Genomic DNA, 23,564 nt, shown 5'->3' with positions numbered 1-23,564 from the left:
GAAATGACAAGAATATTTTTTTGATTCGTAAAATTCATATTGCAAATGTAATAATTTTTAAATACCATACAAGTTTTTTTAGTATTTTTTATTTTTTTCGCAAAATTGTTTAATAACTGCCGCACTTTCCGCTACATCGTGTACCCTCAGAATCCTGGCTCCCCGCTGTAAAACTTTCATATGAAGTTTCTGTGTTTCCTCATTGATGTCCAATGGAGATTTCCCAAGTGGTTTATAGATAAATGATTTCCTGGAAATTCCTATTAACAAAGGAAATTTTTGAAATCCAAGATATTCTGCCTCATCTATCATTTTCATCTGATCTTCCACCGTTTTACCAAATCCGAAACCAGGATCAAGAATAATATCCTTCATCCCTTTTTGCAATAATACATTCGTTTTCTCAGAAAAATACTGGTTGATTTCCAAGGTTATATCTTCGTATTTAATCTTGTCATGCATTGTTTCATAGGAAGGATTTATATGCATCAGAATATAAGGAAGTTTTGTTTCCGCTACCGTATCAAACATTTGATCATCAAATTGTCCCCCTGAAATATCATTCACCATATCAATTCCCTCATTAAATCCGAATCGTACCGTTTCCGCATAAAATGTATCTAAAGAAATCAATGCTTCCGGGAATTCTTTTTTGATCTGTGAAATAGCAGCTCCTATCCTTCGTATTTCTTCTTCACTACTCAGGAATTCAGCATTCGGACGTGTGGATTGCGGACCGACATCAATAATTTCGGCTCCTTCTGAAAGAAGTTTTTCAGCATGCTTCAAAGCATCTTTTTCATTATTAAACTTTCCACCGTCGGAAAAAGAATCCGGGGTAAGATTTAAAATCCCCATAATTTTCGGAGAGCTCAAATCGACCAATCTTCCGTTACAGTTCAATGAATGATTCATCTCAGTTATAAGTTATGAGTTAAAAGTTATGAGTTATGAGTAATAACTTTTTACAAATCTAAGCCGTAAAATCTACATCTACAAAACAACTATATATGAGTAATCCCGGCAATTAACAGTTACAACAAACTTATAACTTTTAACTCATAACTCACAACTCTGCAAGCTATTTTGTATCTTTGGAAGATTAAGAGAATTTATGTTAAAAACTTCAGTACAGTTCCAGCAAATTATCAGTCAGTGCCGTGATCTTTTCAGTAAAAAATTACAGGATTACGGAGCAGCGTGGAGAGTCTTAAGACCAAGTTCCATTACAGATCAGATTTACATTAAAGTCAATAGGATCCGCACTTTGCAGATGACCGATAAAAAAATGGTGGATGAGAGTGAAGAAGATGAGTTTATTGCCATTATCAACTATTCTATCATCGGTCTTATTCAGCTTGAAAAAGGGTATTCCAATGATTTCAACGAAAATAAAGAGGAAATTTTAAGCCTTTATGACCGTTTTGCCAATGAAGCAAAGGCTTTAATGGAAAAGAAAAACCATGATTACGGCGAAGCATGGAGAGACATGAGAATTTCTTCTATTACAGATCTCATTTACCAGAAGGTTCTCAGAACCAAGCAGATTGAAGACAATCAGGGGAAAACCATCGTTTCAGAAGGTTTGGATGCCAATTATTTTGACATGCTGAATTACGCAGTGTTCTGCCTCATCAAATTCTCCGAAAAAGAAAACAATTTCGAACCTAAAACTATTTAATATGATCAAAGGTATATTACGTTTCATTATTGCCGTTATTTTTATTCTATCCGGCTTTGTAAAAGCGGTGGACTTGGTAGGTTTCTCCTTTAAAATGGAAGAATACTTCTCTCCTGCTGTTTTCAATATGCCTTTTTTAGAAAAATTCGCTTTATTGTTTTCGATTGTCGTTGTAGTACTGGAGCTTCTTCTGGGCTTTATGCTTTTATTGAAGATCAAACTTAAGTTCACACTTTCGGCATTAATCGTCCTTTGTATATTCTTCGGATTTCTTACCTTCTATTCTGCTTATTACAATGTAGTAACGGATTGCGGATGTTTCGGAGACGCTATTAAATTTACTCCGTGGCAAAGTTTCATTAAAGATATTGTCCTTTTAGCCGGGCTTATCCTTCTGTTCTTGTTATACAGAGGAGACTTCACCAAAACAGGTGAATATACCCAAAAAGAATCTTCAGATAAGCCTAAATATATTGTATTAGGTCTGTTCTCTCTTATCATGATCTACATTATGTCTCAGGGAATTTTGCATGAACCGATCATCGATTTCCGTGATTACAAAACCGGAACCGATCTGGCTGCTGAAAAAGAAAAAATTGCCAAGAATCCTTCGGAATACAAAACTTTTTACTCCCTTAAAAATCAGAAAACAGGGGAAGTGATTAAAGTGAATCAGGATGAATACATCAAAGAAACAAAATATTGGGAAGAAGGATCACCATGGAAAATTGAAGAAGGAAAAAATGAATCCAAGCTGGTAAAAGAAGGCTATAAATCTGAAATTGTGAAATTCAAGATTGAAGACCCGACCGGAATGGATGTGACCAACGAAGTGATCAAAGCTCCAAAAGCTATTATCGTATTCTCTTATCACCCTAAAGATGTTTCCCCGGAATTGCTACAAAAAGTGGAAACTAAGGTTAACGCACAAAAAGACGAAAAGCAAGGTGTGGTTATTTATGGAGTATCTACCGATCCGAATACTTTCAAAACCATTAAAAATATGATGATGGACGGAACAGCCATCAAAACCATTGCAAGAAGTAATCCTTTTGTTCTGATTCTTCAAAATGGAAAGATTGTAGACAAACAACCTGCAAAAGATTATATTAAATAAATAAAATGTGAATGTTGAATGGTCAAGTGTGATTTTTTTAAACAAAGACTATTCAACTATCAACTATCAACTATCAACTATCAACTATCAACTATCAACTATCAACTATCAAAATTAAACATACACTTTAAATGCAAAAATCTAATAAATCCATCGCCGGCTATCACTTATTAATGATTCTTTCATCTGTAGACGGAGAATTTGCTCCGGAAGAAGGAATGCTGATCCAACAATACTTAGCGGATGAATTTCCATTCAGAATGAACCTTGATAATGAACTGGAAACGCTTGCATTGCTCCGCCCTGAAGAGTGGAAAGATCATTTTGAATTCCATGCACGGTGCTTCCAGGATGATTCTACAGAGGAAGAACGTAAAAAGTTTGCTCAGTTTGCCAAATCCCTGATCAAAGCAGACCATGTTGTAACGGATGAGGAACATACATTCTACAAACTGCTAAAGAATATCTGGCATCTGGAATAAATTACACATCACCTTTCAACCAAAATATGACTATGAAAAAATATTATTTAGGATTACTAATCATGAGCGTTTCAACATTACAGTCCCAGAAATTCCCCGACCTTAAGACTCCCATTGCCGAGAAACAGGATCACGTCCGGGAAATACACGGAGATAAAGTAAATGATCCGTATTACTGGATGATTGATTATTTCAAAAAAGGAAAAGATTCAACGAAAGTGGTTGATTATCTGAAAGCAGAAAATATGTACTGGCAGGGTATGATGAAAGATACTGAGCCTTTCAGGGACAAGCTTTTCCAGGAAATGAAAGCAAGGATCAAGGAAAAGGATGAATCTGTGCCTACTTTCAAGAACGGATATTATTATTATACCCGAACAGAAACCGGAAAACAGTATTTTAAATATTGCAGAAAAAAAGGAAACCTTAATGCCCCGGAAGAAATCATTCTGGATGTAGATCAGCTTGCAGAAGGACATTCTTATTATTCTGCAACAGGATTCAGCATCAGTCCCGATAATACAAAAATTATCTATGGTGTGGATGATGTTTCCAGGAGACAGTACAAATTGTTTTTAAAAGATCTTTCTACCGGGAAAACAACGGATTTGGGAATTAAAAATACAGGTGGTGATGCAACATGGGCCAATGATAACAAAACCATCTATTATACAGAAAACAATCCTGTAACACTTCTGTCTGAAAAGATTAAAAGACATACTTTAGGAACAGATCCCGCAAAGGATGTTGTTGTTTATGAAGAAAAGGATAAGTCCAATTACATTGGAGTCGGAAAATCTAAGAATGAAAAATTCATTATGATTTATTCCAGCGCCACGACTTCTTCCGAGGTAAGATATCTGGATGCCAATACACCTAATGATATATTCAAAGTTTTCCAGCCGAGAATGAAAAATGTTCTTTATGATGTGACACCATTAGAAGATAAATTTTTAATTACCACCAATAAAGATGCCTTAAACTTCAAAGTGATGGAAACTCCTTTGGATAAGACAGGTGTTGAAAACTGGAAAGACTTTATCCCCCATAGAAAAGATGTCTTAATGGAAGGTATCAGTGAATTCAAGAACTATCTTGTTTTCAGTGAAAGACAAAACGGACTTTCTCAATTGGTTATTTATGACAGAAAAACGGGTAAAAAAGAATTTTTAAAATTTGATGAGCCGGTTTATACGGTTTCCCCTTCCGGAAATCCGGAATATAACACTGATAACTTCCGTTTCGGATATACTTCCTTGATCACACCAAGTTCTCAGTATGAACAGGATTTAAAGACTGGAAAAAGAGCATTACTGAAACAACAGGAAGTATTGGGCGGATATGATAAAAAGAATTATATCTCCGAAAGGTTATTTGCTACAGCAAAAGACGGAACTAAAATTCCTATCTCTATTGTCTATAAAAAAGGATTCAAAAAAGACGGAAACAGTCCGGTTTTGTTATATGCTTACGGCTCTTACGGAAATTCAATGAATGCTACTTTCAGCAGTACAAGGTTAAGTCTTCTGGACAGAGGTTTTGCTTTTGCCATCGCTCATATCCGCGGCGGACAGGAAATGGGAAGACAATGGTATGAAGATGGCAAAATGATGAAAAAGAAAAACACTTTCACAGATTTCATCGATGCCGGAGAATATCTTGTGAAAGAAAAATATACTTCCCCGAAACATTTATATGCACAGGGAGGAAGCGCAGGAGGTTTATTGATGGGAGCTATTGCGAATATGAGCCCGGGATTATGGAACGGAGTTATTTCACAGGTTCCGTTTGTAGATGTTGTGAACACTATGCTTGATGAAAGCATTCCGTTAACAACGAACGAGTACGACGAATGGGGAAATCCTAATAACAAGGAGGCTTATTTTTATATGAAATCTTACTCTCCGTACGAAAACATTGAAAAGAAAAGCTACCCAAATATATTGGTGACAACAGGTTTACATGATTCTCAGGTACAATATTTTGAGCCTGCCAAATGGGTAGCGAAGCTTAGAGATATGAAAACCGATAAAAATGTACTATTATTAAAAACAGATATGGATTACGGCCATGGCGGAGCTTCAGGAAGATTTGATTACCTGAAGGATCTTGCTTTGGTCTATGCATTCATGTTTAAATTAGAAGGAATTAATCAATAATTTTTAGATAAGACTATGAGAAGAAAAATAGTTGCAGGAAACTGGAAAATGAACAAAAACGTAATTGATGCACAACAATTGATGATTCAATTACTAAGCTATAAAAATAACAATGTTACCAACTGTGAAGTTTGGATCGCACCGCCTTCTTTATACTTAATGATGGCAAAAGATATTTATGAAAAAGATGAGATCGGTGTATTTTCCCAGGATATGAGCGAGCATGAAAGCGGAGCATATACAGGAGAAATTTCAGCGGATATGCTGGAATCTATTGATGTAAACGGGTCATTGATCGGTCACTCTGAAAGAAGACAATATCACGGAGAAACAGACTCTCACTGCAACAGAAAGATCAAATTAGCTCTTGATAAAGGTTTAATTCCTGTGTATTGTAACGGAGAAACTCTTGAACAAAGAAAAGCAGGACAGCATTTTGAAGTGGTGAAAAACCAGACCGAAGTAGCTTTGTTTACCCTTTCTGCAGAAGAGATCAAAAAAGTGGTGATAGCCTACGAACCGGTTTGGGCTATCGGAACAGGAGAAACAGCAACTCCGGAACAGGCTCAGGAAATCCATTCTCATATCAGAAGCATTATTGCCGCTAAATACGGACAGGAAGTTGCTGATGAAGTTTCTATTCTTTACGGAGGTTCCGTAAAACCGGACAATGCCAAAGAAATTTTCTCTCAGCCGGACATTGACGGTGGTTTAATTGGAGGAGCTGCTTTGAAATTAGAGGACTTCTCCAAGATTATTGAAGCTTTTAATTAAATCTAAAATAAATAAAATAAGTTTCGGCGGCATCTTCGATGCCGCCGAAACTTATTTATGAAACCTATTCACTGAATATCAACCACATACACTATCACCTCACCCAACTCTCCGTTTTTGGAAGGGATAATTCAATAATCAATCTATTTTAAATATCTTTGCAGCGGTTTTAAGGTTGAACCTATCGTTCATTAATAGGGAATCAGGTGAGAACATTCAAATCCTGAGCTGTACCCGCAACTGTAAGCTGAACTACTTATTGTACTGAATACCACTGAATGTAAAGATTTGGGAAGGTGTACCATAAGATGCAAGCCAGGAGACCTGCCTTAAATACATTTCAACTTTCGGGACTAAAAGTTTATGAAATATCATCAATCCTTTATGATCTTTTCATGAATATTTTATCCTGCAGGTAAGTTTCGGGAACAAAACTTTAAATTTTTATATCATGAAAAAGATCTATCTTTTTTTCTTGTTGCTTTGCATACAGTTTGTATGGGCACAATTTACTGAAAATGACATTAAGTTCTGGGTAGGAACAGGTTCGAAAAAAGCCTATTTTATTGCAGACTTTAATGATGACAGCACCCCTTATTCTTATGCCTGGGGATACCGCTTTGACTCCAATGATCTAACGATGGAGGACTTGATTAATGCTATTGCAGCAGCAGAACCAAAAATTACGGTCGATATTCCTTCCGGTTTTCTTTACAGCTTTACTTATAATCATCACATTCCAAGCCCGGATGATTATTGGTCCACCTGGTCCGGAACAGGTTCAGGCTCTATGACTCTAAATAATGGGGTTAACAATGATATTCTGGTCGATGGAAAATGGTATGGAATTTCCTTCGGATACGGATTTACACCCACTACTCCGCCACTTTCACATCCTTCAATACCTGTTGCTGCTTATAATTCCGCGTGGTACAATTCATCCCAAATTGTGAACTGGATAGGAACAGGAAGCAATAAAAGCTTAGTGGTCATTGATTTTGGAGCCAATACGGATTCTTTTGTTTTCGGAATTCAGTATAATGGAAGTATGACTGCTGAACAGGCTCTACAGCTGATCAAGACACAAGCTCCTTATTTTAATTATACTTCAGGGAATAACCAGATTTCTACACTATCACTGAATAATCTCACAGGAAACACCTCAGGTTCCAACACCTGGAAGTTGTATAAAGGAAAAGATCTGTCCGGTTGGAAAAACTATGCAGACTTATCACAAATTCAACTGGGAAATAATGACTGGTTGGGATTGAGCTTCGGACAAAGGCTTCCCTACACTCCTACTGAAGCAACAAATTCTACCTTGAGTGCATCCAATATCTATAAACACAATTTCAGGATCTACCCTAATCCTGCCAGTGATTATATCCAACTCGAAACAGTGGAAAATATAAAAGAAGTGAATATTTTTGCCCTTTCAGGACAAAAAGTTCTGACTGTACAATCTAAAAAAATATGTGTACAGTCTTTAAATTCAGGAATCTATTTCATGGAAATTAAAACCGACAAAACCTCAACGGTTCACAAATTCATTAAACAATAAAACAAAAACGCGCCTATCGGCGCGTTTTTTATTTCTTACTCTTCGAAATTATTTTTTATCTGCAGATCTCTGTAAAACTTCATCTACCATTCCATATCCTTTAGCTTCTTCAGAAGTCATCCAGTAATCTCTGTCCGAAGCTTTTTCAACCCAATCATAAGTTTGGCCTGAATGCTGGGCAATAATGTCATAAAGCTCTTTTTTAAGCTTCAACATCTCTCTCAAATTGATCTCCATATCGGAAGCCACCCCTTGAGCACCACCCGAAGGCTGGTGGATCATCACTCTTGAATGTTTAAGAGCAGAACGTTTTCCTTTTTCCCCTGCTACCAGCAATACAGCTCCCATGGAAGCTGCCATACCTGTACAGATCGTGGCTACATCCGGTTTAATGATCTGCATCGTGTCATAAATGCCTAATCCTGCATATACACTCCCACCCGGAGAATTGATATAGATCTGGATATCTTTTGAAGGATCCGCACTTTCCAGGAATAAAAGCTGTGCCGTTACGATATTGGCAACCTGGTCATCGATTCCTGTTCCCAGGAAAATGATTCTGTCCATCATCAAACGCGAGAAAACGTCCATCTGAGCAACGTTTAATCTTCTTTCTTCCATAATGTACGGAGTCAAATTGGTAGGGCCGTACATTCCCATATACTGATCGGTAGCCAGACCGTTGTTTCCTAAATGCTTCACAGAGAAATCTCTGAATTCTTTTTTAATGTCCATATTTCTGTGTATTATTTTAAATATTCTGAAATGTAAATTACAACTTTTATTCCTAAAATTTTATAGGACTTTTTGTCACAGGAGACCAGCCTAATTTTTCGGTAATCTTCCTTGAAAGCTCGTTCAGCATCATGATTTTTTTGATAGAATCAAAATACTTTTCAGGATCTGTGTCACGATAACTTTCAAATTCGGATGTAAGCTGCTTGATCATGTAATGAATGTAATAATATTTATGAATCAAAATATCATTGGTTACTTCCAGGTCCACATGATCTCCAATAGAGGGCGGAAATATATTTCTTGTCGTCCAGTCACTCAATTCATCCGGAATAAGTAAGGCATCTGCTACTTTAGACGTAATATCTTCATCCATTAAAGTAAGGAAGAAATTTCCGGCACGAAGCTCATCATTCTCAATGCCTTCCTGAATATTCTGAATGATCTTTTTATTGGTTTCTATCTGAAATTCATATTGTTCTTCTTCAAAATGATGAAGGATTTCTTCAATTACCGTTACTTCATACTTTTCCTGATTCTCATTTTTCCTCTGCAAGACCATATCCCCAAACATCAGCATCAGATCAATCAATCTGTTTTCCTGATGCAGGATATTAAATTGAACGGAATCTATTTCCAGCTCAGGTTTCGGAACAATTTCCAGTTTTGGGGCTTTATTTTCCTTCTGCTGCTGAACGGTTTGATTCTGATTTTGAGTCATCTGCTTCTGAACATCGAGCTCATTGAACAAACTCTGCTCAGATAATCCGAATTTATTGGAAACTTCTTTCAGATAGACCTCTCTTTTCAGGGCATTTTGTACAAAAGCCACCGATTTTACGATATTCCGGATTGCTTCTGCTTTTTTAATAGGATCACTTCCTGCCTCTTTTAAAAGGATTTCCGCCTTGAAATCAATAAAATCCATCGCTTCATTTTCAATGAATTTCTCTACATATTCCTGCGGATGTTTTCTGGCGAAAGAATCCGGGTCATCTCCTTCAGGGAAAAGCAGGACACGAATGTTCATTCCCTCTGTAAGAAGCATATCAATACTTCGGAAACTGGCTTTAATTCCAGCATTATCTCCATCAAAAAGAATGGTTACATTTTCCGTAAGCCTTTTGATAAGTTTAATTTGTTCTGTTGTCAAAGAAGTTCCTGAACTCGCCACAACGTTTTCAATTCCTGACATGTGCAGGGAAATCACATCCATATACCCTTCCACCAAAAAGCAGACATTTTTTCTGGAAATGGCCTGTTTACCTTGGTTTAAACCGTAAAGTACATTGGATTTGTGATAGATTTCCGTTTCGGGAGAATTGAGATATTTGGCAGTCTTCACATTATTCTTTAGAATTCTGGCCCCAAAACCTAATACTCTCCCTGAAAAACTGTGAATCGGGAAAATTACCCTTTCACGGAAACGGTCTACTCCCGTCGGTGTATTTTCCGGGAAAATAGAAAGTCCGGATTTTTCCAGTATTTCTTTGGCATACCCCTTTTCTAAAGCATACTCCGTAAAGGCATTCTTCTTTTCCGGGGAATATCCCAACTGGAATTTCTTTATAATATCATCTTTTAGCTCACGTTCCTTAAAATAAGCAAGACCGATACTTTTCCCTTCTTCGGAATCCCAAAGCGTTTCCTGGAAATAATTGTTGGCAACTTCATGGATTTTATAAAGTAAATCTCTTTCTGTTTGGGCACTTTTAGCTTCTTCAGAAAACTCACGCTGATCTTCTTCAATCTCGATCCCGTATTTTTTGGCGGCATGACGAAGTGCTTCAGGATAAGTAAAATTCTCAATTTCCATTAAGAAGGAAATGGCAGTTCCTCCTTTACCTGTAGAAAAGTCTTTCCAGATCTGTTTACTCGGCGAAACCACAAAACTGGGCGTCTTTTCATCGTGAAAAGGGCTCAATCCTTTGTAATTAGACCCGGCTCTCTTCAACTGAACATACTCCCCCACTATTTCTTCCACTCTGATTGTTGAGAAAATCTTGTCTATGGTCTGCTTCGTAATCATAGTGTAAAAATAAATAAATTTATATAGAAGTCAGAAATTAGAATTTAGAATGTCCATTATATATATTAGAATTTCATATTCATTGATTATTTTTGATAATTGATTTCCTGTTATGAAATATCTTAAAAGAATTTTAATCGTCTTATTTTTTCTCTTTAGTATGTTTATTATGTACATGGAGTTTGGCGGAAGATATATTTTAAATAAAAATGACAGAAGAATTATTACATGGTCTATAAGAACCAATAGCAAGCTTCCGGAAAGCTTCACTGATTTTTATAATACTGTATACCTTAATTCGTTATTCAGAAATTCATGGGATTTAGTGATCGACACCTTTTCAGGTTTAAAAACGCCTCGAAAAGAATGTCCTTGCAGTCAAACAGCCAATCTATTATTCCCTGTCCTAACCATTAAAAATAAAAACTCTTTTGATATTTTTTTATTGAGCCGATACCTTGAACAACATTATACCCAAAAAGAATGTCTCAATTTTAATTTCAGTAATTTTGACTTTTTAGAAAACAGAAAAGGCACTGAACAGATTTCACAGTCATTATTTAATAAACAGGTTAAGACATTACAGCCAATAGAAATGGGAGAAATCCTCGCTTTATATGAAAATCCTGTACGAAATAACAGAAACAGAAATCCTGAACGTGCCAAAAGCAGAGCCCAACATTTTTATGATTTATATTCTGAAAATTTGAATAAATAATGAACTATACCATTAATACACTTGAAGACTGGCAACAGATCGTCGAGCAAATCATTCCCCAACTCCAACATCATATCCTCTTGTTAAAAGGAAACCTGGGGGCCGGAAAAACTACCTTCACACAGTTTTTGCTTAAAAACCTGGGAAGTGAAGATGAAGTTAATTCTCCTACCTACTCCATTGTTAATGAATATCAGACACCTCAAGGAAAAGTATATCATTTTGACCTTTACCGTTTAAAGAGTATTGATGAAGTGTATGATATTGGCATAGAGGAATATCTGGACAACGCTTATCTCTGCATCATAGAATGGCCTGAAGTATATGAAGACGACCTCTATGGGCTTAACTACCACACTATGAGTATCATCAATACCGGTGACAGCAGAGAGATATCATTCGAGTAAATATTATGTATCTTTGCTACATGAATTTTGATTGTAAATAATTATTTGTAAGAACTAATTTAAACGTAAGAATGAGCACCACAAATATTTTTACTCCTTTTACCGAAGAAGAGTTGATGCCGAAGGAAGAAAAATTGGAGGTTATAAAAAAAGGAAAACAGTTCAGCATTGGAATTCCTAAAGAAACCTGTCTTCATGAAAGAAGAACCTGCATAACACCGGACGCGGTACAGGTATTGGTAGAACACGGCCACGAAATCATCGTAGAATCAGGGGCTGGGCAGGGTTCATTTTTCACAGATTTACAATATTCCGAATCAGGAGCAAAAATCACCAATGATCCTAAAGAAGCTTTCGGGCAGGATCTCATCCTTAAAGTAAACCCGCCGACAGAGGCTGAAATAGAATATATGAAACCGAATACGTATCTGGTTTCAGCGCTTCAGATCAATTTAAGAGATAAAGAGTATTTCCTGAAACTGGCGGAGAAAAAAATTAATGCCATCGCTTTTGAATTTATCGTAGACGAATACAAACAGCTTGCATTGGTAAGACTGGTTGGCGAAATTGCAGGTACGGTTTCCATTTTATACGCTTCAGAATTATTAGCCTTATCAAATGGTTTAATGCTGGGCGGAATTACAGGGGTAAGACCTACCGAAGTGGTTATTCTCGGAGCCGGAATTGTGGGTGAATTTGCTACCAAAGCCGCTATCGGACTTGGAGCGAGTGTAAGGGTTTTCGACAACTCTCTTTCCAAGCTGAGAAGACTTCATACACTGGTGGACAGCAGGGTTCCTACCTCCATCATCGACCCTAAAGAGCTGAGCAAGGCATTGAGGCGTGCCGACGTTGTGATCGGAGCTCTTCCAAGATTGAATATGACCCCTATCGTTACTGAGGAAATGGTATCAAAGATGAAGAAAGGAAGTGTAATTATAGACATTACCATTGATAATGGTAAAGTGATTGAAACTTCCGAGCTTACCACGATGGAAGAACCTTATATCATCAAACACGGGGTAATTCATTGCGGCCTTCCGAATCTTACTTCAAAAATGCCAAGAACTACCACAAAAGCCATTTCCAACTTCTTCCTTTCCTACATTCTGAATTATGATGAAGAAGGCGGATTTGAAAATATGCTGATCCGGAAAAACGAAATGAAGCAGAGTTTATATATGTACAAAGGAAGACATACCAAAAAAATAATCTGTGACCGTTTCGGGCTTACTTACCACGATATCAATCTTTTAATTTTCTAATGAAAAAACTGAAATTCTATTTAATCGGTCTTATTCCGGGACTTATCATTGTATTTTTTATTTTAAACAAAAAGGGAGCGAGCTGTAGTGGCTATTTACCAAACAGCCGTGTTATTGCAGAAACCCTTTCCAAGGATTTCAAATATTCTGAGAGCTTTAAAAGCGAAATGAGTATCCATAAGATTGATGAGAAATTTCTAAGAGACAGCATCATTACCCTCGGAAAAGTGGATTTTGACCGAAGCCAGGCTCAGAAAAAACCTTGTCCGAATTACCTTTTGATGTATCCGAAGGAAAATCCGGTATATGAAATCACGTATGAAAAATGTGAGGAAACTGCAACACTGAACAGTCTGAAAAAGCTTAAATAGCACGTTTATGGAGGGCAATTACTACATGATTCATGATTATCTGATATTCATTGGAGTCTTTGCCGTTTTCTTTTTTCTTACGGTAAGTATTTATTTATGGGGTCAAAATAAAAGGCTTAAACAACGAAATACCCGACTTTCGGAAACCAATAAACTGATTGAACAAAAGCTGAATGAGGTTCAGCTGGAACACATCGGAACCAAACTCAATCCTCATTTATTCAAAAACATCCTGAATTCCGTTCAGTCACATGCTTATCAGACGTACATGTCTTTGGATAAACTTGCCAATGTGCTGGATTATATTTTATATGAAAGCAACAATAAGTTTGTGAGCCCTAAAGAAGAGCTGAACTTTGCGTTAAGCCTTATCGAAATCAATAAGATCAAAATAAATCCCCTTTTCGATTTCAGGATCAAATCCAGGATCAATAAATCCGATGCTATATATGAAGAAAAGGTGTTTGCCCCTTTAATCTCAGTCGATCTTATTGAAAATGCTTTTAAACATACTGATTTTCTGGCACAAGACTCGTTTATTTCCGTCCATATGGAGCTTGAAGGCGGGGTATTCATCATGAAAGTAAGCAATAAAGCTTCCCTGAAGAATGTATTGGAAAAGGAAAAAAGCGGTTTTGGAAGCCAGTCGCTGGATCAGAGGCTGAAAATGATCTACAATAATCATTACAAGCTCACCAAAAGTTCAAAAAATGGTATCTTCACTGCCGAATTAAATATCAATTTAGGGGAATTCTATGATAAAATGCGTTATTCTTGATGACGAATTACTGGCGATAAGTTATCTAAAGCTTCTTTGTGAACAGATCGATCATGTAGAAGTGGTAAAAGCATTTAATGATCCTAAAATCTTTTTAAACGAAATCGATCAGATTGATTGCAACGTCTGTATTTTAGATATCGAAATGCCCGGAATGACAGGGCTTCAGGTTGCCGAACTGATCTCCGACTACAAGAAAATCATCTTTACCACTGCTTATAAAGAATATGCGGCAGAAGCATTTGATCTAAATGTTGTGGATTACGTAAGGAAACCCATCAAAAAAGAAAGATTGGCCCAGGCTTTTGAAAAAGCCCAACAATTGGTATCCTCCTCACAAAAAAAAGACTTTATCGAGTGGAATACCAATATAGGAAAAACGGTTATCTTCACAGAACAGATTGCTTATATTAAAACCTCCGAAATTGACAGCCGGGATAAAGATATCATTCTGAATGACGGAACTGCCATCGTTCTGAAAAACTTAAGCTTTAAAAACCTGCTGGAAATGTTGCCTGCCAAAGATTTTGCACAGGTGAATAAAAAAGAAATCATTGCACTGTCTTCTATCAAAGTATTTTCAACCCATGAGGTCATCACTACCATTTCAGCAGATGGCGAGAATTTTCTCAGATTACCGATTGGAGAAGCTTATAAAAACTCTCTCGCAAAGCTATTCGGCAAGTAGATTTTATTACATTTTTTGAAACCTTCATTACATTTCAGAAAGAATATAATTTAATATCAATATATTCTTCTCAACTTTGCACTTAAAATACGGAGTTATGAATTGGGGGAAATATAAAAGCATTATCTTTTACATAAGCACCATTGTTGTATTTTCTTGCCTGATGTACTACTTCATCATCGAAGGACAGACATTGGAGGTGAAAGAAAGTATTGTCCTAAAAACGAATACAGGTTCTACCTGGGATAACTTTGTGGAGTCTTTTAAGACCAATCTTCACCATCCTTTAGCGTTGCTGCTGGCACAAATTGTCACCATTATCCTTGTAGCAAGACTCTTCGGCTGGATCTGCATGAAAATAAAGCAGCCTACCGTAATTGGTGAAATGGTTGCCGGTATTGTTTTAGGCCCGTCGCTTGTAGGAATGTACTTCCCTGAATTTTCCGCTTTCCTTTTCCCGAAAGAATCATTAGGGAATTTACAGTTTCTGAGCCAGATAGGGCTTATCCTTTTTATGTATATTGTAGGAATGGAGCTCGATCTTGGCGTTTTAAGGAAAAAGGCCCATGATGCCGTAGTAATCAGCCATGCAAGTATCATTATTCCCTTTGCATTAGGGATCGGTCTCTCTTATTATATTTACCAGGAATTTGCTCCGGACGGAATCCAGTTTACGTCTTTTGCCTTATTTATTGCCATTGCCATGAGTATCACGGCTTTTCCCGTGTTGGCGAGGATCGTACAGGAAAGAAATCTCCAAAAAACAAAATTGGGCACCATTGTAATTACCTGTGCCGCAGCCGATGATATTACGGCATGGTGTATCCTGGCCGCAGTAATTGCTATTGTAAAAGCAGGTTCATTTGCAAGTTCCATATATGTTATTATTATGGCCATTGCTTATGTGTTTTTAATGATCAAAATCGTAAAGCCTTTCTTAAAAAGAGTGGGCGATTTGCAGGCAGGTAAAAGCACCATCAGCAAACCCATGGTTGCCATATTCTTTCTTACACTGATTCTTTCTTCTTATGCAACGGAAGTAATCGGTATCCATGCATTATTCGGTGCCTTTATGGCAGGAGCCATTATGCCGGAAAATGCAAAATTCCGCACCCTTTTCATCGATAAGGTAGAAGATGTGGCATTGGTTCTTTTGCTTCCTTTATTCTTTGTATTCACAGGGCTCCGTACACAAATAGGACTATTAAATGATTCTCATCTATGGATAACTGCCGGATTCATAATTTTAACCGCAGTTGTAGGGAAATTCGCAGGAAGTGCTTTAACGGCCAGGTTTCTCGGCATCAACTGGAAAGAGAGTTTAACGATTGGCGCCTTAATGAATACGAGAGGATTAATGGAACTTATCGTTCTCAATATTGGCTACGATCTGGGAGTTCTAAGCCCTGAAATTTTTGCCATGATGGTAATTATGGCTCTATTCACTACTTTCATGACAGGTCCTGCACTTGATTTCATCAACTTCCTGTTCAAATCTAAAAAAGACGAACCGGAACATCCTGAAAATGATTCCAAATACCGTGTTTTGCTGTCGTTTGATAAGCCTGAAGCGGGAAGCACTTTATTGAGACTGGCTCATGACTTCACTAATAAAATGAACGGAAACAAAAGCATCACGGCCATGAACATTGCCCCTGTGGATGAAATGCATGCCTATGAAATTGATGAGTACGAAAGCCAGCAATTCAAAAATGTCATAGAAACCTCGCATGACCTTAAGCTTCAGGTGACTACTCTTTTCAAAGCTTCTACGGATATCGAAAACGATCTGACCAGTATTTCAAACAAAGGAAATTATGACCTTTTGCTGATCATGCTAGGAAAATCCATGTATGAAGGAAGCTTACTGGGAAGATTATTAGGTTTCACCACCAAAATCATTAACCCTGAAAAACTTTTGAATACGGTAAAAGGTAAAAGTTATATTTTCAACAACTCTCCTTTTGATGATTTCACCTTACAGATTTTAGATAAAACCCATATTCCTGTAGGCGTTTTGGTAGATAAAGATTTTAAATCTGCGGATAAGGTATTTATCCCCATTTTCAAATTGAGTGATTTTTACCTGCTAGAATATGCAAAAAGACTGATCAACAATAACAATTCCCAGATCATTATTTTAGATGTTGCAGGGCAGATCCGCAATAATATCGAAGTAAAAGAATTGATCAGAGGTATTGAACAGGTGGCTCCGAATCACATTACCCTGTATAACGAGAAAAAGATTGAAAAAGAATTTTTAAGTTCCCAGGATTTAATGCTGATCAGCAGCAAAAGCTGGAAAAACCTGATTGATTCAAAAAGCCTGTGGTTATCGGATATTCCATCAACTCTTATTATTTCTAACCCATAATTTGTCAACGGTGAATTCTGCTGAGCAGGTGAACAGTCAATTTAAAATTCACAACGAAGTTAATTGACTTGCACCGCAAAATTCACTAGTCCCTATTTTATACTTGAAAAATATTTTATACCTTCGCTTTGTGATTACAAATAACGGAACATATTATTATAGAATTTTTAGCTCAGATCTGGGATAGGATTCTAATGTATATAACTTAAAACCTCGTCCTGGACGGGGTTTTTTATTTTAAAAAATAGAGAGAAATGAAAATCAGTATTATTGGTGTAGGTTTAATCGGGGGTTCGATCGCTTTAAAATTAAGAGAAAAAGGAATTGTTGATTTTATTTACGGAGTTGACAACAGCGACATGCATCTTAATGAAGCTCTGGATTTAAAAATCATTGACGCCAAAGTAGATCTTGAATATGGAATTAAAAATTCCGATCTCATCATCATTGCTATTCCTGTAGATGCGGCAAGAAAGATTTTGCCGGATGTTCTGGATTTAATTTCCGGTCATCAGACGGTCATGGATGCAGGTTCCACCAAAGCAGGAATCGTAAAGGCCGTTAAAAACCATCCAAAACGTTCCAGGTTTGTAGCGTTCCATCCGATGTGGGGTACGGAGAATAGTGGTCCAAAATCAGCTATTACAGATAGTTTTTCAGGAAAAGCAGGAGTCATCTGCAATAAGGAAGAATCCGCAGAAGATGCACTGAATCTGGTAGAAAAAATCATTGAAGGCCTTGATATGCACAAAATCTATATGAATGCGGAAGATCATGATATTCACACGGCTTATATTTCCCATATTTCCCATATCACGTCTTATGCATTAGCGAATACCGTTTTGGAAAAAGAGCGTGAAGAAGAGACTATTTTTCAGTTGGCAAGTTCTGGTTTTTCAAGTACGGTACGTTTGGCAAAATCCCATCCGGAAATGTGGGTTCCTATTTTTAAGCAAAACAAAGAGAATGTTCTGGATGTTCTGAATGAGCATATTTCCCAGCTTAGAAAATTCAAAGCAGCTTTGGAAAAGGAAAATTATGAGTATTTGGGGGAACTGATCAAGAATGCAAATAAAATAAGAGGAATACTTGATAAGTAATAACTCACGGAATACGTATATTTGGATATTGCAAATTTAAAAGACACATAAATATGAAAAAAATATTATTAATTGGATTATTATTAATTGGACAGGTTTGCTTCGGACAAACGAAAGATTTAATAAAAGTTCCCGGAACGAAGTGTAGTCTAATTCCGCCCGACGGATTTGTTATAGCCTCAAATTTTAGTGGATTTCAGAATAATGAAACAGGAACGTCAATAATGATTACTGAAATTCCCGCTCCCTATCAATCTATTATTGATGGGTTTACTGCTGATGCTTTAAAGATGAAAGGAATGACACTTATAAAAAAGCAAACTATTGACTTCAAAAACTCTAAGGCTACTTTTTTTAATGTGACACAATCAGCGAATGAAACGAATTACTTTAAACAAATCCTTGTTTTTGGTGATGCGCAACAAACCATTTTAGTTAGCGGAATTTATCCTGAAGTCTCAAAATCTATTGAGCCTATAATTAAAGAGGCATTACTTTCAACGGTGTACGACCAATCACAAAACGAAAGTCCACTGGACGCAGCGATTTTTACCGTTGATACCTCGAATACAGACTTTAAACTTATAAAGTACATGTCTGGTAGTTTGCTTTATTCAACAGATGGAAAAATCCCCACCGAAAAGCCCATTTTAATAGTAGGGAATTCAATTGGGAAAGTTCCCACTCAAAATCGAAAAAAATATGCTGAAGAAAGATTAAAAAAACTTCCAAATGGCAACCAAAGCATCATAAAACAAATCAATGAGATAACCATAGACAATTTAAATGGCTACGAAATAATTGCCAATGGTAAAACAAAAAATAATATCCCTGAACTTATCTATCAAGCTATGCTATTCAACGATAAAGGTGACTACTATATGATAGTTGGGCAGACTAAGGAAAATTTTGAAAAATATTTAGAGACATTTAAAAAAATAACAAAAACTTTTAAGCGGAAGTAGCTGAACATTAATAATTCTAACATTCCGGCACATTCACTGCAATAGCTAATCCACCTTCCGAAGTTTCCTTAAAACGATCGCTCATGGAAAGGGCCGTTTCCCACATGGTCTGGATTACCTCATCAAGACTTACTTTTGCTTTGCCCGGATCACTTTCCAAGGCTATATTAGCTGCGGTAATGGCTTTGATGGCTCCCATCGTATTTCTTTCAATACAAGGAATCTGTACCAACCCTTTGATCGGGTCACAGGTTAAGCCTAAATGATGTTCCATAGCGATTTCTGCGGCCATTAAAACCTGTCCTACGCTACCGCCTAAAATCTCTGTTAAACCTGCCGCTGCCATTGCCGATGAAACGCCAACTTCAGCCTGACATCCTCCCATTGCAGCGGAAATAGTAGCATTCTTTTTGAATAAAGTCCCAATCTCTCCTGCCACTAATAAAAACCTTACAATGTCATCTTCACTTGTAAAGGGGGTAAAAGCCTGGGAATACATCAAAACGGCCGGGATAACTCCACTTGCTCCGTTGGTAGGTGCTGTGATTATTCTTCCGAAGCTTGCATTTTCTTCATTTACAGCCAACGCAAAGCATGCTATCCATTTATTGATATTGGTAAAGTTTTCTTCTGCATCTACGACCTGTTGGAACCATTCATCAAGATTTCTGTAGACCTTATCGCCTAAAAGCTTTCGGTTGATTCCTGCCGCTCTTCGGGTAACATTCAGGCCTCCCGGAAGGACCCCTTCTTTGTTTACGCCCTTATAAATGCATTCTTTGATCTGTTGCCAGATATAAAGGGCTTCCTGTCTGGTTTCTTCCTTTGATCTCCAGCTTTCTTCATTCATTAAAATTAAATCCGAAACCTTTTTTAACCCAAGCTTCTCACAATATTTTACAATGTCTGAACCATGGTGACAAGGATATAATGTACGTATGCAGTGTTTTTGGATAGAGTTTTTTTCCTGGCTTGCAATGAAACCTCCCCCTACAGAATAAAAATCCTGTACAAGCTCAGTTCCATCTTCAAAAATAGCCTTGAAAATCATTCCATTAGGGTGAAAATCCAGGGATTTCTGCATATTCAGAACCAAATGATGGCCGTAGATAAACGGGATCTCTTTTTCGCCTCCTAAATTAAGAATCTGGTCATTCTTAATTCTTGCTACTTTTTCATCGATTTTTGAGGTATCTATTGTTTTGAAATCTTCCCCATTCAAGCCAAGCATTCCGGCAATATCAGTTCCATGTCCGATGCCTGTTTTGGCAAGGGAACCGAAAAATTCAAGAAAAACCTCTTTCACCTCGGCAACCGATCTTTCTCTATTAAGAATTCTGATAAATGCAGCGGCTGCATTCCACGGCCCCATTGTATGCGAACTGGACGGGCCGATTCCTACTTTAATGATTTCAAAAACTGATATAGACTCCATAAATGGTTCTTCATTTTGCTTATACAAAGATACATGATAAATCTAATAAACAGTATAGCCAAAACCGGTATTAATAACTATTCATACTTATTAGAAATAAGATTTCACAATTATATTTTTTAAATTAGCAGTGAATAATATTCTTTTTTTAACCCTGACAAATTCTCATTGTACTTTCATACTTGTGAATGGAAACATTAATTAAAAATATTTCGCAGCATGTCAGATTGAGTCCGGAGGAAATTTCGGGTTTTAAAAACCTGTGGACAGAAAAGACTTTGGAAAAAGGTGAATTTCTTTTAAGAAATGGCGATATCTGCCGCTATGACAATTATGTGGTATCCGGTGCTTTAAAAGCTTTCTGCATCAATCCTGAAAACGGTAATGAAGAAATTCTTTTTTTAGCTATTGATGATTGGTGGGCAACCGATATCCATAGCTTTTCCAGACAAAAAGCCTCTATGTATAACATACAGGCAATAGAGAAAACCACTCTTTTACAGATCAGTTATAGCTCTTTTCAAAAACTGCTGCAAGAAATACCTTCCCTGGAAAGGTATTTTAGAATTATTTTAGAAGGATACCTTGGAACACTGGAGAAAAGAATTGTATTTAATAATATGTATAAGGCTGAACAGAAATACCTTTATTTCCTGGAGTCCTATCCCGATATAGCCGCCAAAGTTCCACAGTATTTAATCGCTTCTTATTTAGGAGTCTCAGCAGAATTTATCAGCAGGATCAAAAAAAAAAAAAATAAATCATCTTGAACTAGATCAATTTTTCCGGACTTAATTATCAAGAATTTTGAGGTATACAATTTACCATTATGAAAATATTGATTATTAATGCCAGTGTGAGAAACACAAGATCTTACAGCAGAAGATTAACCGACCTTTTTGTTGAAAACTGGAAAGCCAAGCACCCTCTTGATGTATTTACTTACAGAGAAACCGGAATTAGTACTATCCCCAACATTAATGAATCCTGGATCGCAGGAGCATTCAAAAAACCGTCAGACAGAACAGAAGAAAACCAAAAAGAATTAGAGCTGAGTGATCAGCTTATAAAAGAGCTTAAGGAAAATGATATCTATGTCATTGGTACCCCCATGTATAACTGGTCTATTCCTTCCGGCTTAAAAGCTTATATAGATCAGGTCATGCGAATCAATGAAACCTGGAAATTCAGGTCTGGTTTTCCGGATGGGGACTATGTAGGCCTGCTGGAAAATAAGAAAGCATTTATACTGTCAAGCAGAGGAGACACAGGATATGGGGAAAATGAAAAGAACGGACATATGAATTTCCAGACAACCTACTTACAACATATTTTAGGAATTATGGGAGTAAAAGATATCACCACTTTCTCATTGGATAATGAAGAATTTGGTGGCGAAATATTCGAGGAGTCAAAAAAAACAATCTTTAACACTATTGCCTCTATTGAGTAATTTTGAAATCCAATTGAAACAGGGTATCCGCATTATGCCCTGTTTTTTCTGTTACTAATTCAGGCTTTCTTCATGTTGTGAAAGGTCAAGCCCCATATTTTCAGATTCTTCGGAGACTCTTAAGGTGATGATTGAATTGGTAATTTTATACAAAAGTAATGAGCCGAAAAACGCAAAAAGAGAAACCAGGATCAAAGCCATCATGTGATGGGCAAATACTTCAAGTCCACCGTGAAGAAGGCTTGCATTCTCTCCATGGGCAAAAATAGCAGTCAATATCATTCCCATAATTCCTCCTACTCCATGGCAGGCAAAGACATCTAATGTATCGTCAATTTTCTTTAAGGCTTTCCAGTTTACCATTATATTAGAAACAATTGCCGAAATAAATCCTATAAAAAGGCTTTCAGGAATAGTTACAAAACCACAGCCCGGTGTAATGGCAACCAAACCGACTACAGCACCAATACATGCTCCCAGCGCAGAAATCTTTCTTCTGTTGATTCTGTCAAAAAATATATAGGTCATCATGGCAGAAGCAGAAGCAATAGTTGTGGTTCCAAACGCCATGGCTGCCGTTGCATTGGCACTTAATGCCGATCCCGCATTAAACCCAAACCATCCGAACCAAAGCATTCCTGTACCTAAAAGCACATAAGGAATATTAGAAGGTTCATGATGTGGATTTTTCCGGTTCCCTAAAACCAATGCTCCCGCTAATGCGGCAAATCCGGCACTCATATGCACTACGGTACCGCCCGCAAAGTCTTTTACCCCGAAATATGTATTAAGAAGTCCATCCGGATGCCACACCATATGGCAAAGGGGTGTATAAATAAAAATACTGAAAAGCACCATGAATAAAAGATAGGAAATGAAACGGACACGTTCTGCGAAAGATCCGGTAATCAAAGCCGGGGTAATCACCGCAAATTTCATCTGAAACAGGGCAAAAAGCACAAAAGGGATGGTAGAAGCCATCATTTTATGCGGTAAAACGCCTACTCCGCTGAAAAAAGGATAGCTCAGGGGATTTCCAATGATCCCGTAATGAACACCGTTCACCTCAAACCCTAAAGAATCTCCAAAAGAAAGTGAAAAACCGATAACCACCCACAGAATAGATATGACTCCTAACGCTATAAAGCTCTGTAACATGGTAGAAATTACATTTTTCTTTCCCACCATTCCGCCATAGAAGAATGAGAGACCGGGAGTCATTAGCAGGACGAGACCTGCAGCAGCCAGAATCCAGGCCACATCGGCACCAACGATTTTATCTTCGCTTAAAAATGCTCCTGTATTAGGAAAATCAACGATGGGGCTCCAGAATAAACCTCCAATGGCAACAAGAGCGATGATAGCAAATGAGACTATCCATTTTAAACCTAAAGTCATATCATTTATATTTAACCCTATCAAAAGTAAACATAAATTTTATAAAAATTAAATTTTCAAACAACAACCCCTAA

General features: G+C 37.1%; 22 protein-coding genes and 1 riboswitch. Of the genes, 17 read left to right on the top strand and 5 right to left on the bottom strand.

Going from position 1 to position 23,564, the window contains the following annotated elements; translation table 11 throughout:
- Positions 1–78: 78 nt before the first annotated feature.
- Positions 79–915, bottom strand: a complete 837-nt coding sequence (gene folP / locus BCF58_RS08640; RefSeq protein WP_228434766.1) for a dihydropteroate synthase — start codon at positions 913–915, stop codon at positions 79–81.
- A 199-nt stretch (positions 916–1,114) separates the two neighbouring features.
- Between folP and BCF58_RS08635 the strand changes: the two genes are divergently transcribed.
- From BCF58_RS08635 to BCF58_RS08610, 6 genes are all read left to right on the top strand, one after another.
- The gene (locus BCF58_RS08635) at positions 1,115–1,681 is read left to right on the top strand and encodes a DUF1599 domain-containing protein (protein WP_121461400.1); all 567 of its coding nucleotides are present in this window, start codon (positions 1,115–1,117) and stop codon (positions 1,679–1,681) included.
- A 1-nt stretch (position 1,682) separates the two neighbouring features.
- Positions 1,683–2,798, top strand: a complete 1,116-nt coding sequence (locus BCF58_RS08630) for a BT_3928 family protein (RefSeq protein ID WP_121461399.1) — start codon at positions 1,683–1,685, stop codon at positions 2,796–2,798.
- Between the two features lie 131 nt (positions 2,799–2,929).
- On the top strand, positions 2,930–3,280 hold the full coding sequence (locus BCF58_RS08625) for a tellurite resistance TerB family protein (RefSeq protein WP_121461398.1): 351 nt from the start codon (positions 2,930–2,932) through the stop codon (positions 3,278–3,280).
- Positions 3,281–3,312: 32 nt separating this feature from the next.
- Positions 3,313–5,439 (top strand): S9 family peptidase, encoded by a 2,127-nt coding sequence (locus BCF58_RS08620; protein ID WP_121461397.1) that lies wholly within the window; start codon positions 3,313–3,315, stop codon positions 5,437–5,439.
- A gap of 15 nt (positions 5,440–5,454) precedes the next feature.
- Complete coding sequence (tpiA, locus tag BCF58_RS08615; RefSeq protein ID WP_121461396.1) at positions 5,455–6,213, top strand: triose-phosphate isomerase; 759 nt, start codon at positions 5,455–5,457, stop codon at positions 6,211–6,213.
- Positions 6,214–6,368: 155 nt separating this feature from the next.
- Positions 6,369–6,559, top strand: a riboswitch (cobalamin riboswitch).
- A 105-nt stretch (positions 6,560–6,664) separates the two neighbouring features.
- Entirely contained in the window at positions 6,665–7,774 is a 1,110-nt protein-coding gene (locus BCF58_RS08610) for a T9SS type A sorting domain-containing protein (RefSeq protein ID WP_121461395.1), read from the top strand.
- Positions 7,775–7,822: 48 nt separating this feature from the next.
- Here the strand turns inward: BCF58_RS08610 and clpP are convergent, their stop codons facing one another.
- The gene (clpP, locus tag BCF58_RS08605; RefSeq protein ID WP_121461394.1) at positions 7,823–8,509 is read right to left on the bottom strand and encodes an ATP-dependent Clp endopeptidase proteolytic subunit ClpP; all 687 of its coding nucleotides are present in this window, start codon (positions 8,507–8,509) and stop codon (positions 7,823–7,825) included.
- A 52-nt stretch (positions 8,510–8,561) separates the two neighbouring features.
- On the bottom strand, positions 8,562–10,538 hold the full coding sequence (dnaG, locus tag BCF58_RS08600; protein ID WP_121461393.1) for a DNA primase: 1,977 nt from the start codon (positions 10,536–10,538) through the stop codon (positions 8,562–8,564).
- A 169-nt stretch (positions 10,539–10,707) separates the two neighbouring features.
- Between dnaG and BCF58_RS08595 the strand changes: the two genes are divergently transcribed.
- The 9 genes from BCF58_RS08595 (at position 10,708) to BCF58_RS08555 (ending at position 19,204) form a co-directional block, all read left to right on the top strand.
- On the top strand, positions 10,708–11,256 hold the full coding sequence (locus BCF58_RS08595; protein ID WP_170148993.1) for a transglycosylase domain-containing protein: 549 nt from the start codon (positions 10,708–10,710) through the stop codon (positions 11,254–11,256).
- On the top strand, positions 11,256–11,663 hold the full coding sequence (gene tsaE / locus BCF58_RS08590; protein ID WP_121461391.1) for a tRNA (adenosine(37)-N6)-threonylcarbamoyltransferase complex ATPase subunit type 1 TsaE: 408 nt from the start codon (positions 11,256–11,258) through the stop codon (positions 11,661–11,663). The genes BCF58_RS08595 and tsaE overlap by 1 nt, the downstream gene beginning before the upstream one ends.
- Before the next feature lie 71 nt (positions 11,664–11,734).
- Complete coding sequence (locus tag BCF58_RS08585; RefSeq protein WP_121461390.1) at positions 11,735–12,928, top strand: alanine dehydrogenase; 1,194 nt, start codon at positions 11,735–11,737, stop codon at positions 12,926–12,928.
- Positions 12,928–13,299, top strand: coding sequence for a hypothetical protein (locus BCF58_RS08580; RefSeq protein ID WP_121461389.1), 372 nt, complete (start codon positions 12,928–12,930; stop codon positions 13,297–13,299). Before BCF58_RS08585 ends, BCF58_RS08580 begins: the two co-directional genes overlap by 1 nt.
- A gap of 7 nt (positions 13,300–13,306) precedes the next feature.
- Complete coding sequence (locus BCF58_RS08575; RefSeq protein WP_121461388.1) at positions 13,307–14,077, top strand: histidine kinase; 771 nt, start codon at positions 13,307–13,309, stop codon at positions 14,075–14,077.
- Positions 14,055–14,765, top strand: coding sequence for a LytR/AlgR family response regulator transcription factor (locus BCF58_RS08570; RefSeq protein ID WP_121461387.1), 711 nt, complete (start codon positions 14,055–14,057; stop codon positions 14,763–14,765). The genes BCF58_RS08575 and BCF58_RS08570 overlap by 23 nt, the downstream gene beginning before the upstream one ends.
- A gap of 97 nt (positions 14,766–14,862) precedes the next feature.
- Positions 14,863–17,139 carry a cation:proton antiporter gene (locus tag BCF58_RS08565; RefSeq protein WP_121461386.1) on the top strand — a complete coding sequence of 759 codons (2,277 nt, stop codon included), beginning with the start codon at positions 14,863–14,865 and terminating at the stop codon, positions 17,137–17,139.
- A gap of 254 nt (positions 17,140–17,393) precedes the next feature.
- Positions 17,394–18,239: a prephenate dehydrogenase gene (locus tag BCF58_RS08560; RefSeq protein WP_121461385.1), complete on the top strand. Its 846-nt coding sequence runs from the start codon at positions 17,394–17,396 to the stop codon at positions 18,237–18,239.
- 53 nt (positions 18,240–18,292) lie between these two features.
- On the top strand, positions 18,293–19,204 hold the full coding sequence (locus BCF58_RS08555; protein ID WP_121461384.1) for a PsbP-related protein: 912 nt from the start codon (positions 18,293–18,295) through the stop codon (positions 19,202–19,204).
- A gap of 16 nt (positions 19,205–19,220) precedes the next feature.
- On the opposite strand, the gene BCF58_RS08550 is transcribed toward BCF58_RS08555, so the two are convergent.
- Entirely contained in the window at positions 19,221–20,639 is a 1,419-nt protein-coding gene (locus BCF58_RS08550; RefSeq protein ID WP_121461383.1) for an L-serine ammonia-lyase, read from the bottom strand.
- A gap of 188 nt (positions 20,640–20,827) precedes the next feature.
- On the opposite strand from BCF58_RS08550, the gene BCF58_RS08545 reads away from it, so the two are divergent.
- The gene (locus BCF58_RS08545) at positions 20,828–21,409 is read left to right on the top strand and encodes a Crp/Fnr family transcriptional regulator (protein WP_121461382.1); all 582 of its coding nucleotides are present in this window, start codon (positions 20,828–20,830) and stop codon (positions 21,407–21,409) included.
- Between the two features lie 59 nt (positions 21,410–21,468).
- The gene (locus BCF58_RS08540) at positions 21,469–22,092 is read left to right on the top strand and encodes an FMN-dependent NADH-azoreductase (RefSeq protein ID WP_228434765.1); all 624 of its coding nucleotides are present in this window, start codon (positions 21,469–21,471) and stop codon (positions 22,090–22,092) included.
- A 54-nt stretch (positions 22,093–22,146) separates the two neighbouring features.
- Here the strand turns inward: BCF58_RS08540 and BCF58_RS08535 are convergent, their stop codons facing one another.
- A complete protein-coding gene (locus BCF58_RS08535) occupies positions 22,147–23,490 on the bottom strand; it encodes an ammonium transporter (protein WP_121461380.1) in 1,344 nt (447 codons plus the stop codon).
- Positions 23,491–23,564: the final 74 nt, after the last annotated feature.

Source organism: Chryseobacterium defluvii (genome assembly GCF_003634775.1).
GTDB classification, from domain to species: Bacteria; Bacteroidota; Bacteroidia; order Flavobacteriales; family Weeksellaceae; genus Chryseobacterium; species Chryseobacterium defluvii.
Note: the sequence above shows the minus strand (reverse complement) of the source record. Positions and strands in the feature narration are given on the sequence as shown.